We start from the raw sequence: 11,604 nt of genomic DNA, 5'->3' as shown, positions 1-11,604 counted from the left end.
TGAGGTATTTTAGTCATGTGACGCGTACTCCAAAATCGTAGTCCGTCTTCTATCTGGTTGTGTGCGGTCAATCAATGGCCATCAGGATCCATGTTCCACTTCGTGCTAGCGCCAGATGCATGAGGCAAATCTATGTAAAAGACGGCTGGCCCATCAAGTCTAGCGACCGCATTGGAGGAACCAATTGAGGCGATATCGTTACACACTTTTTGGCGTGCCATTTTGTTCCGACATCGAGCTCCAATTGCCTTCTGCTCCCATCGGGGAACCGCTTCGTTTCCAGCTTGAGGAATGCAAAGGTGCTTGGCCGGCCGTTGGTGCGGGGCAAATTGTCCAGGAAGACGGCGATGATTGGGTGACCTTGCGCGTCTACTCCGGAGGCGGCGTGGAAATCGAGTGGAGGGACTGGCTCTGGTTCTGGATCAATGCCGAAGGGCGCTCGGTAATTTACCGGGTGAAGAACGAGACGTATCCGACTGCATTCGAGGCCTATGTGGGTAATTTTGCCGTGTCTGCCTGCCTCCTCCTTCAGGGCGAGGAGGTGCTGCATTCAACCGTCGTCCAGTATCGCGGCGCGGGTCTGGGCTTCCTCGGTCCCAGCGGCGCAGGAAAGTCGACCTTGACGGCGCATCTCATTGGTTGCGGGGCCGAACTTGTCACGGACGACATGCTGCGCATCACCGAGAATAACGGCGTGCATTATGCCGAGCCAGGTCAGCCTCGTTTGAAGCTCTTCGAAGAGGCAGCGGCGCGTCACCTGACCGCGTCGGTCAACAAGGGCAAATGGAACCCGGTGTCCCAGAAGTATCTCTTCGACCTCGCCGCCCCGGCATCCCTCCGCGCGCATCGTCCCCTGGATGCACTGATCTTTCTGGCGCCGCCTCGCGAGGGGGCGCCAGACAAAATCGAACTGCGCCGTCTCGAGGGGCTCGAACTGTTCCAGACGCTCACCTCCTCTACAATGAATTACCGACTTCAGACTGCCGACCGGTTGGCCCGGCAATTCAAATTTGCCAGGCGCCTGGCGCAAAAGCTGCCTGTCTACGCCCTTCATTATCCGCGGCGTCATGATATCCTCCCCGATGTTGTCCGAACCCTCGAAGAGACGATCTTGTCGAAATGCAACGCGGGTTGATCCGCCAATCACCTCGTGACGTGCTTTTGGCTGCAGAGGCGGCAGTGGCCCTCCTGCAGGCTCGCTGGAGATTGCGAGTCGCGCCAGTCGAGGATTTGCAGGCTTGGGCCACGAAACACGGCAGGCGCTCGCGTGACCGCGATGAGGTCCTGCTCGCATTCCGGCGGGCCTCTCGCCGCCTCGGAGGGACTTGTCTCATCAGGGCTCTCGCGCTGCAGTACCTGCTGTCGCGATATGGCCATCCGTCGGAACTTCGGATTGGGGTCGGGCGTACCGGCAAGGGTTTCGAGGCCCACGCGTGGCTCGTCTGCGGTGATGAAACCCTTGAGGGCGGCGGGCAGGAGGCAGAGGAATTTTCCGTGCTCGCGAGCTGGCAGAGCGGGAAGTAGACCCGCATGGCTTTCCTCGTCCTTGCCTCGGCACAAGCTGGCCAAACCGATCCTTCACCCCTCCTGCGGGCTGCTGGCGGTGTCCCTGTCGTGTGGTTCGACCCCGGGGATCACAGCAAAGGCGGCGCCGTTTGTCTGTCGCCGCTGGCCACGACGGCCCGGCTCAGGCGCGGCGATGCTGGCGACTGCCTAATCGTAGGCAGGGTCAGGCTCGATCGGCGGAAAGAATTGTGCGCGAGCTTGGCGACTGATCAGGGCAACCAGCTTGCAAGGCTGCCCGATGCAGAGCTCTGCCTGTTGGCCTATGCTAGGTGGGGCGAGCGGTTTGTGGATTATATCCACGGCGATTTTGCCTTCGTGATCTATGATGATACCACGCGTGAGCTTGTTTGTGCGAGAGACAGGTTTGGCGTTAGGATGCTTGCCTGGTGTCGGCGCGGGGAAGCCTGCTGGATAGCCGGATCGATGCAGGACCTTTGCGCCGTCGCCGCTCCCGATGCTGGCGAACTCGACTCGGTGTGGATTTCCAACTTCTTGCGATCAGGCTTATGTGAGGATCCGGCCCGCTCGGTCTATGCCGGCATTTCTAGGTTGCCGCCTGCGCATCTGCTCTCGCTGGGCCCCAACGGCCTCATCACGGAGAGGTATTGGGCGCTTGAAGTAGCTCAGCCTTTGCACCTGAAATCCCGGTCAGACTATATAGTGGAATTTCATTCCCGGCTTGATGCCGCAATGCGCGATCGGCTGCCGAGCGGCCAGCTCGGCATAATGCTCAGCGGTGGGCTCGATTCTTCGACGCTCGCGGCCAAGGCGCTGGAGCTTGGGGCACCCGGTCTCAAGATTGTTGCTCGCACCTGGCTTGTGGGCGGCGAGGCCGACCCGGAGGCGCAGGCGAGCGCCACCGTTGCCGCGTATCTTGGCATCGAACAAACTGTACTCGACGGCACTTCAATGCGGATTGATCCCCAGTGGTCGGCCAGGGCGACCGCGCCACCCGAACCCAGCTTGGATGTTCTCACGCCTCCGGCGTACTTTGCTGACACGCAGGCCATGCGCGCCCAGGCGGCGTGCTGGTTCTATGGCGAGGGGCCAGACAACGCCCTCACCTTCGAGTGGCAAATGCACCTCAAATGGCTGGTCCGCCATCGGCAATGGGGCCGCTTGCCTGCGGTGGTCGTAAATTACCTTGCGACCAAGCCCCTCGCCGACTGGACAACCTCCTTCCAGACACGTCTGGGGCTTTGTGGGCACCGGCATCGCGAGGGTGTCTGGCCGGAGCCCAACTGGGTGCGCTGTGAAGGTTCTCCCAACCCAGACAATCAGGCATGCGACTGGCGCCCAAGGGCGCACCGCGGCCTTTCCAGCCCATTGTGGCAATTGATGTTTGAGCGCTTTGACGCGGAAGGGGAAAGGCTGGGGATCGAATGGCGTCACCCCTACATGGACCTGCGCGTGCTCGAGTTCTTGCTGGCGACTCCGCCAATCCCTTGGGCGCGCCGCAAGATGCTCATCCGCCGCGCGATGGAGGGGAAATTGCCGGAAGAGATCTTGCGTCGTCCCAAGACCCCGCTTCACAGGGATGACACAGCGGAACTTCTACGGAGGCACTTGCCGGCGATGCCGCGGCCGGGAGATGCCATCGAAGACTTTGTCGATCTGGAAAAACTGCCTGAAGATCCCGCCTCCCACCCCGATATCTATGCGCTCACGCGTGTAGCGATCCTCCACCATTGGCTCAGAGTGCAGCATGGCTAGCCGTCAGATCGCCCAGCGGGATCCGATGGACGCAACCGTCAGGCTACTGACCCCCCTTTCGTGGGCTCCTCGCCAAGGGGAGGTCTGTCCAGACGATTGGCAGGCAGCGTGGCGGTTCTGCGGCTTCCATGGCGTTCGGCCGGCTTTGGCACAGTCGCTGAAACGGCTGCCAGAAAGCTGCCTGCCACCGCCCTGGTTGGTGGCAGACCTGGCCGACTTCACGAGGGGGCACGCCTTTGCCGTTCTGCAGAAGACGGCCGAGATTGTGTCCCTCTCCAACGCTCTTGAAGCTGAGGGTGTCACGGCCGTCTTCTTCAAGGGCGCCGTTCTTGGCGAGCAGGTTTATGGCGCTGCGCAGTTTCGAGAGTTCAACGACATCGACCTGCTGGTTTCCCTTGAGGACAGGGACAGGGTGGCAGACCTGCTCGAGGCCTCTGGCTACCTTCCGGTCATCGCCGACCGGCTCTTCCGGCGGGCGTTTTTCGACTATGCGGGCCAGCACATGTTCCGCCACCGTGACAGTGGGTCGGTCGTCGACCTGCACTGGAACTTTGTCGGCAATCTGGATTTCCCGGTCGACGCCGCCGAGGTCATGCGCAACCGCACCATGCTTGCCCTTGGCGGAGTGCGTGTGCCAGCACCGAGCATCGAAGACCTGGCCCTGATCCTTGCCGGACATGGGCAGAAAGAGGGGTGGGCCTCGTTCGGCTGGGCTCTCGACTTTGCAAAGTTCTCCGCCAGTTTTCCCGATTTTGACTGGGACAAGGCCGCGCGCCGGGCGCAAGACAAGGGAGGCTTGGGCGCCCTTTTGACAGCCCTCCTAATGGTCGAACGTCTGTTTGGCCGCGTGCTGGATCAGGATCTGGTGGCGAAGGCACGCCAGAGTCGGCGGATTGTCGACGATGTGGAGCGTATCATCATCGGTTATCATGCCTTGGCAGAGCGCCGCCTCGCCGATGATCTCATGGGCTCGTTTCGCCTCTGCGAGACCGCCCTTCAGCGGGCGAGGGTCTGGTGGGGACTGCTCACCACCCGCACCATAAGCGACTATGAGGCTCTGCCACTGCCGCCAAGATGGTGGTGGGTCTACCGCCTGACGCGACCGTTCCGGCTTGCCTGGCAGACGCTTCGCGGACGGCCGCCTACTCCATCCGCCTTGTTCGAGGGGCACAAGAAATCTTGACTGCGGGGGCACACTGCCCAGGAAATCTGCATCAGGGGCTGCCGCTTTCTAAAGGCCATCTTTGCGTGCCGGCTCTCCATTGACTTCGGCAATGCTACCGTTGGCAAGGTGAATGGTCCGGTCTGCCAGGGCAAGGCTGGCGGGGCGATGGGTGATGATAATGACCGTCCGTCCGAACAGGGCCGTCTTGCAGGCCTCGACAAAGGCCGCCTCGCCTTCGAGGTCGTACATTGAGGTTGCCTCGTCGAGGATCAGGATGGGGGGATCCTTGAGGAGGGCGCGCGCCAGGGCAATCCGTTGGCGTTGGCCTCCCGACAGGCGGACGCCGTGATCCCCGATCTGGGTCTCGAAACCTGACGGGAGGCCTTTGATGAACGGCAGCGCCTGCGCTAAGCAGGCTGCCTTTTCGATATTTGCCTGCGTCACGCCCTCGAGGCTGAACGCAATATTCTCCCGCACACTGCCGTTGAACAGCAGTGGGCGTTGCGGGACATAGCCAATCGCATCGCGAAGGTTCCGGACATCGAGCTTCGCGATGTCCACGCCGTCGAGGGCAATCTCGCCGCGTTCGGGCTGGTAGAAGCCGAGGAGGAGGTTGACGAGGGTCGACTTCCCAGAGCCGTTCTCGCCGGTCAGCGCGATCACTTCGCCTTGGGCAATCTCGACAGTTACACCCTGCAGTGTCCCATGCCGACCCGGGTAGGAAAACCACACGTCGCGAAAGGCGATCTCGCCGCGGCACCTCTCTAGGCGGCCTTGCGCGGCATAGCCAGGCTCCTCGCCCTCGGCGAGGACACGCTGCAGTCGTGCGAGGGTCCCCTTTGCCGTCTGCAGCTGACCGTAGAGATTGGCGAGTGCCCCCACGGGACGCGTCAGCAGCGCCGCGTAGAGCATAAAGCTGAACAGGTCGGTCGGCGTCATGCCGCCATCCGCCACGCTCTGCCCGGCGAGCAGGATGAGGGCGATGGCGGCCAGTGCGGTCACCAGGCTCATCGCTGGGGCCAGCAATGCGTAGATGCCCGCCTCGCGGACACTGAGATCACGCGCCTCTTCGAGGCGCTGCGTGTAGGCCGCGAGGCGCATGTCTTCCCGGGCGAAAGACTTGATCGCGGGCAGCATTTCGAGGTCTTCTTCGGCGGTTGCAAAAATGCCCGCCTCGGCCTCCTGCACCCTCTGGGCGAGCGATCTTAGCCGCCGGCCGATGAGCTTGAGCGTCAGATAGTAGGCAGGCACCAGCAGTGGGATCAAGGCGGCGAGCAGCGGGTCGATTGCAAACAGGACCGCCAACGCGCCGACGCCGGTCAGCAGGGCGGCCGGGACGGCGGTCAGTGTCCCCGATATGAAGGCGCTGAGGCGCGACACTTCCCATGTCATCAGAGCAAGCAGGTCACCCTGCCGGCTTTGGTCGAAGAAGGTGAGCGGCAGGCGCTGCATATGGGCGTAGATGTCACGCCGGAAATCGGCCTGGATGCGGTTTGCGACAACAGCCGATACCAGGGCGCTGGCGAAAGTGAGGGAGGTCAGCACGAGCAGCGCCGCGACCAGCAGTAGGGTGATGGTGACGACAGCGATGGAGCCGCTTTCAATGATGCCGCCAAGCAGCTGTCCTGCTAGCCACGGGATCGCCAGCCCGGCGAGCGATCCCAGCAAAGAGATCACCACGACGAGAGCCAGTCGGCTGCGGTAGGGGCGCGCATAAACTAAGAGTGCGGCGAGATCCATCAGGCGGCACTCCAGCCATGAGAGCTCTCGGGCCTCATGCCCTTGCGTCCGCCATGAGCCTTCCTTTGAGGCCAGCATAGGTGGTACTGCGGTCTGGACGGTGAAAACGTGACTGGTTCCGGGGGCGCTGCGCGGCCGTCAGTTACTGCGCTCCCGTCACAGACCATAGCGGTGCGTGATCGCGTTACTGATAGGGTGCGGCGTGCCTTGATCCGAGGCGAGCACAACTTCCTGCGCCGCCGACGAGGTTGGCTGCACAGGGCTGCCGCGTACAGCTGCTCAATGGCACTTGCTTTTTGGGTCACCTGGACCTTGCTACTGCGAAGCGCGCCGCTGAGCAATCGCGTGCTGGATCGCGCGCGGCGCCGATCAATCGCGTGCAACGCGGCGCGGGACAGCGGCGCCCGTCCTTGGGAGGCGGGCCTCGCGGTGCGAGGCAAAAAAAGCCCCACCAATCGGGAGCTGGGTGACGCTGCCGGACCTGATGACCCTGGGTTTCCCGCCCGAATGCAAGCAGCTCGGCGCACGCGCGTCGCTGTTCAGCCTAACGCTGCGGGCGGGTCCTGCGTCACAGGGATGCCAAATTGGTGCCGACCGCGCGCAGCCAAGGCAACGCCATAGTGGAACTTTTACCCGGCACGGCTCATATCACACACAAGGCTGTTGCAATGCGGCTTGCAAGCCGTATTGTTCAAAATTGAACGCAATGCTGTCTCTGCCAGCCTCACAAGTTTTCGCAATCTATATCCGGTGGGCCTGCAGGCTGACACCGTGCGGTAGCCTTATCGCAATGGACCGGATGTGAGCGCCCGCCGCGAGCATCTCCAAGAGGATGCACAATTCAAGGTGATGCGCCTGCTTGAGCGCGATCCGACCCTCTCGCAGCGCCAGCTGGCCGACGAGTTGGGGCTCAGCTTGGGCGCCACGCATTACGTGCTTCGCGGTTTGATCGACAAGGGCTTCATCAAGCTCGGCCGGTTTCGCGAGGCGGCTGACAAGCGCCGCTATGCCTATGTGCTAACGCCCGGCGGACTGGCCGCCAAGGGCGCGATCACTCGGAGTTTCCTGGCGCGTCGGCGCGCCGAATACGAGGCGCTGCGCCGCGAGATCGAGGAGCTGGGCGCGGAACTGCCCGCCTCGGATCCTCGCGAGCCAGCCACAGAGCAGCGCGCAGAATGAGGCGTGGAGAATCGACGCTGCGCCTGCCTTCGCGCTGCTTGCGCATAAGGTCCTCACTCGGGCTTATCGGGCGTGGGGGGGAATTGCTGGAGTCCAGTAAGTCACTTTGGCCGGCCGCATTGATAATTACGACAGCGGGAAGACGTTTTTGACATTGCGCTCAAGTTATACTGTGCTCGCCAGCACAATCCAAAGAAAGTGGACTGAATTGGTTTTAGCATGTGGAATGATTTTTGTCTTGGAGCCAGTTAGTCTGGTAAGCTAACAAGGTGAGGGGGCACGCATGGTGTCGCCCATCAGCAAGGCTTCCTGCATGTGTGGTATGAACGGCATATTCGCCTATAATCATTCAGCCAATCTGCCCGATCGATCCGAACTGCTCACAACGCGTGATCATATGCGCGCCCGTGGCCCAGATGGCTTTGGTGAATGGTGGAATGGCGATCGCCGATTGGGGCTGGGCCATCGCCGCCTATCGATCCTTGATTTGTCGGACCGTGCCAGCCAGCCAATGGTAAGTGAGTGTGGCCGTTTTGTTGTGGTCTTCAACGGCGAAATCTACAACTATCCCATCTTGCGCGAGCAACTTGAAGCGCAAGGGCGGTCTTTCCAGACCACGTCGGATACCGAGGTCCTCTTGCACCTGTACGCCCTTAAGGGCGCAGACATGGTCCATGATCTTCGGGGCATGTTCGCCTTCGCGATTTGGGATAACGAGGCGCGGGGGCTGTTTCTCGCTCGTGACGCCTACGGCATCAAGCCCCTCTACACCGCCAATGACGGCTGGACGTTCCGCTTCGCCAGCCAAGTGAAGGCGCTGTTGGCTGGCGGCAAGGTCTCGCGCGATCCGGAGCCTGCCGGTGTTGTTGGCTTCCACATCTGGGGCAGCGTGCCGGAGCCCTTCACGCTCTATCGCGAGATCCGCCAGCTTCCCGCCGGACACACGCAATATGTCGACGCGGCGGGGCCGCGAGAGCCGCAATGCTACTGCTCAATCAGCGCCATTCTTTCCGCGGGCGCCGACGCACCTGCGCCTGCCTCCGCAGCCCAAGAGTGCGTCCGAGCGGCGGTAAAGGACAGTGTTCGCGCACACCTGTTGGCAGACGTCGAGGTTGGCATATTCCTGTCCAAGGGCGTCGACAGCGGCGCCCTGCTTGGCCTCAGCCGCGAGGCGGGTCACGATAAGATGCGCGCGCTGACCCTGGGCTATGATGAATACCAGGGCACGGCTGACGATGAGACAAGCGGCGCTCGTCAAGTTGCAGACCTCTACGGGGCTGAGCACGCGACTAGGATTGTGCGTCGGCAAGAGTTTTGCGCCGACTTGCCAGCGATTTTGGAGGCGATGGATCAGCCCAGCATCGACGGCGTCAACACCTGGTTCGTCGCCAAGGCTGCCTCCGAGCAGGGCCTCAAAGTAGCCATCTCGGGGGTTGGCGGCGACGAATTACTGGCCGGCTATCCGAGTTTCACTGATGTTCCCCGCGCCGTGCAGCTCTTTGCTCTGCCCGCAGCGATACCCGGCATCGGCCTCGCCTGGCGAGGTGCCGCGCAATTGCTGCAACTGGCCAAATCCCGTCCCAAGGTTGCAGGCTTGGGCGAGTATGGTGGAACTTATCCGGGAGCCTATCTGCTGCGGCGTGCGATTTTCTTGCCGTTTGAGCTAAGCGACATGCTCGAGCCTGCACTCGTAAGCGAAGGCCTGCGGCGATTGGATATTCTTGGCGCGCTGCAATCCTCGATGAGCCCGGCTCCCAAGTCTCGGGTTTCGCGGGTGGCGGCTCTCGAAAGTTCACAATACCTGCGCAACCAGTTGCTGCGCGATGCAGACTGGGCCGGGATGGCCCACGGCGTTGAGATTAGAACGCCTCTCGTTGATATCGATTTACTTCGTGAAGTCAGTCCGCTTCTGCCCAGCCTGAAGCCCGGTGACGGCAAGCGCTTTTTGTCCAATGCCCCAAACCCCCCCTTGCCCTCCAGCCTTGTCAACGCGCCAAAGACCGGGTTCACCACGCCTTTGGCAACATGGCTCTCTGAAGAAGGTGAACAGGCAAGCGTGAACCGCGGCCTCACATCACGGCGATGGGCACGCGGGGTATTGGACAGCTTTCGGGATCAGCGGAAGATCGTTACCGCTGTTACGCAACCATATGTCGCAGTTGCCGGAATGGGTGATCTTGAATCAGTTCCAGTATGAGTGCACCTTTTCAGAGCGTTCCCCAACGGGGCCGACAGGCGGGTGCAAATGCTTCAGGCCAATTTTCGGGGTTATCGGGCGTGAGCGGGATTGGATGCAGTGCTCTCGGTCATCGCGTCGCGAATCTTGGCAGTACGACTTCATTCCATGCTTGTAGCCATATGAACTGTCCTTAGTTGAAAGCGCCGAAGGACATTCGCGCTCATGATACGCACTCTATTTTGCCTCGTCTCCATCAAGCCTTGGTGTCTATATCCCTCACTTGCAGAACCTACCTAGGCGCTAGATCAACACCAGCTAGTAGATCCGCATCGCGGCGAGGCCGCTCCAAGGATTGAGAATGAAGCACTTTGTCATCATTTTGGGAACAAGACCTGAAGCAATCAAGCTACTCCCTCTCTATCTGGAACTTCGCAAACGCGATTGCGTGAAGGCGACACTAATCCTGACTGGCCAGCATCGTGAACTAGTCGATGACGTGTTCCGGACCTTTGGCTGCAGTCCTGACATTTCGCTAAACGTTATGCAGCCGAACCAAACGTTGGCTGGCTTAACCGCGCGGGTCATGACTGGCTTGGACGGAGTGCTTCCAGAAGATACCGATCTTGTAATCGTGCAAGGCGATACTGCGAGTGCTTTCGTTGGCTCGCTTCTGGCGTTTTATCGTGGGATTTCCAGTGCGCATGTAGAGGCCGGCCTGCGCTCGGGCGATCTTTTGGCGCCGTTCCCTGAAGAATTCAACCGAAGGGCTGTTTCGATAACTTCTCGATGGCATTTCGCTCCGACCGATGCAGCAGCAGAGAACTTAGCCGCCGAGGGCATCCACGACGGCGTTCACGTCGTCGGCAACACCTCGATTGACGCGGCGCTGACAATCGCGGCCCAAAACCAACCACCGTCCGAGATGTTGAGTGCTGCCGTGCCGGAATTGGAGTATGCGCACGGTAAGATTATTTTGGTCACCGCCCACCGGCGCGAGAACTTCGGCGAAGGGATCAGGTCGATCATCGCGGCGGTACGGCAGATCGCAACCGAGCGGCCTGATCTGCTGGTCGTCTGGCCAGTGCACCCCAATCCAAACGTACGCGATATTGTGATGGAGAGCTTGGCCGAGATCCCGAACATCCGGTTGCTCGAGCCGCTGAGCTATCACGACCTGCTGTACGTGATGCAGCGCTCGTTCATCGCGTTGAGCGATTCGGGCGGAATTCAGGAAGAGGCGCCAAGCTTTTCCTGTCCCGTACTAGTTCTGCGTGATACGACCGAGCGGCCCGAAGCGATCAAAGCGGGGTGCAATGTGATGGTTGGAACCAATAGTTTAAAGATTGTCGATACCTTCAATCGGATTGCCAATAATCGTGAAATATATCGCTTGATGATTGAGGCCAAGAACCCGTTTGGCGATGGTACGGCCAGCCAGAAGATCGCCGAGATACTGTTGGCCGAGAGTATACAGCAGCATGTCTAGTTCAACCATCCCACCACCATTAAAAATTCTGACTTGCTCTGCTTTGGTAAGGGCACTCTCGATTGCATCTTAGCGTTTTTTTCTTTATGTGCGGCGTGAACGGGATGTTCGCGTACAATCGATCGGCTGACTCGCCGAACCGGGCGGAGTTGCTTGCCACGCGAGATCATATGGCCGCCCGTGGGCCGGATGGCCTTGGTGAATGGTGGAGCGAAGGCAGGCGGCTGGGTCTTGGCCATCGTCATCTGGCCATTTTCAACCTGTTGGGCCGCGTCGGGCAGCCGATGACCAGTGCCTGTGGCCGCTATGGTGTAGTGTTCAACGGGGAGATCTACAAATACCCGGAATTACGAGGGCCGCTCGAAGCGCAGGGTCGAAAGTTCCAAACGACATCGGATACCGAAGTACTTTTACACCTATACGCCCTCAAGAGCGCCGAAATGGTCCAAAGACTTCGTGACATGTTGGAATTCGCGATCTGGGATAATCGGGCCCGTGGCCTGTTTCTTGCCCGAGATCACAACAGTATCAGGCCCCTCTACACGGCCAACGGCCGGTGAGCACATCGCGACACCA

General features: G+C 60.6%; 9 protein-coding genes. 8 read left to right on the top strand and 1 reads right to left on the bottom strand.

The features are described 5' to 3' along the window. Positions 1-184 precede the first annotated feature (184 nt). The 4 genes from GVM20_RS00530 to GVM20_RS00515 are packed head-to-tail and all read left to right on the top strand — an operon-like array spanning position 185 to position 4,462. Entirely contained in the window at positions 185-1,135 is a 951-nt protein-coding gene (locus GVM20_RS00530; protein ID WP_166545352.1) for a hypothetical protein, read from the top strand. Beyond that, positions 1,120-1,524, top strand: a complete 405-nt coding sequence (locus GVM20_RS16475) for a lasso peptide biosynthesis B2 protein (protein ID WP_166545351.1) — start codon at positions 1,120-1,122, stop codon at positions 1,522-1,524. Before GVM20_RS00530 ends, GVM20_RS16475 begins: the two co-directional genes overlap by 16 nt. Positions 1,525-1,530: 6 nt before the next feature. Next, complete coding sequence (locus tag GVM20_RS00520; protein ID WP_166545350.1) at positions 1,531-3,279, top strand: asparagine synthase-related protein; 1,749 nt, start codon at positions 1,531-1,533, stop codon at positions 3,277-3,279. Further along, on the top strand, positions 3,272-4,462 hold the full coding sequence (locus tag GVM20_RS00515) for a nucleotidyltransferase domain-containing protein (RefSeq protein ID WP_166545349.1): 1,191 nt from the start codon (positions 3,272-3,274) through the stop codon (positions 4,460-4,462). Before GVM20_RS00520 ends, GVM20_RS00515 begins: the two co-directional genes overlap by 8 nt. A 48-nt stretch (positions 4,463-4,510) precedes the next feature. On the opposite strand, the gene GVM20_RS00510 is transcribed toward GVM20_RS00515, so the two are convergent. Beyond that, the gene (locus GVM20_RS00510; RefSeq protein ID WP_166545348.1) at positions 4,511-6,184 is read right to left on the bottom strand and encodes an ABC transporter ATP-binding protein; all 1,674 of its coding nucleotides are present in this window, start codon (positions 6,182-6,184) and stop codon (positions 4,511-4,513) included. An 801-nt stretch (positions 6,185-6,985) separates the two neighbouring features. Here GVM20_RS00510 and GVM20_RS00505 point away from each other — a divergent pair. The 4 genes from GVM20_RS00505 (at position 6,986) to GVM20_RS00490 (ending at position 11,588) form a co-directional block, all read left to right on the top strand. Continuing rightward, a complete protein-coding gene (locus tag GVM20_RS00505) occupies positions 6,986-7,363 on the top strand; it encodes a MarR family EPS-associated transcriptional regulator (RefSeq protein WP_166545347.1) in 378 nt (125 codons plus the stop codon). Positions 7,364-7,646: 283 nt separating this feature from the next. Continuing rightward, positions 7,647-9,560 carry an asparagine synthase (glutamine-hydrolyzing) gene (gene asnB / locus GVM20_RS00500; protein ID WP_199799382.1) on the top strand — a complete coding sequence of 638 codons (1,914 nt, stop codon included), beginning with the start codon at positions 7,647-7,649 and terminating at the stop codon, positions 9,558-9,560. A gap of 340 nt (positions 9,561-9,900) precedes the next feature. After that, positions 9,901-11,028: a non-hydrolyzing UDP-N-acetylglucosamine 2-epimerase gene (gene wecB, locus GVM20_RS00495; protein ID WP_166545346.1), complete on the top strand. Its 1,128-nt coding sequence runs from the start codon at positions 9,901-9,903 to the stop codon at positions 11,026-11,028. A 95-nt stretch (positions 11,029-11,123) separates the two neighbouring features. Then, the gene (locus tag GVM20_RS00490) at positions 11,124-11,588 is read left to right on the top strand and encodes a class II glutamine amidotransferase domain-containing protein (protein ID WP_199799381.1); all 465 of its coding nucleotides are present in this window, start codon (positions 11,124-11,126) and stop codon (positions 11,586-11,588) included. Positions 11,589-11,604 lie beyond the last annotated feature (16 nt).

Source organism: Porphyrobacter sp. SLTP (assembly GCF_009905735.1).
GTDB lineage: Bacteria > Pseudomonadota > Alphaproteobacteria > Sphingomonadales > Sphingomonadaceae > Erythrobacter.
The sequence above is the reverse complement of the archived record's forward strand: the minus strand, read 5'-3'. Positions and strand labels throughout refer to the sequence as shown.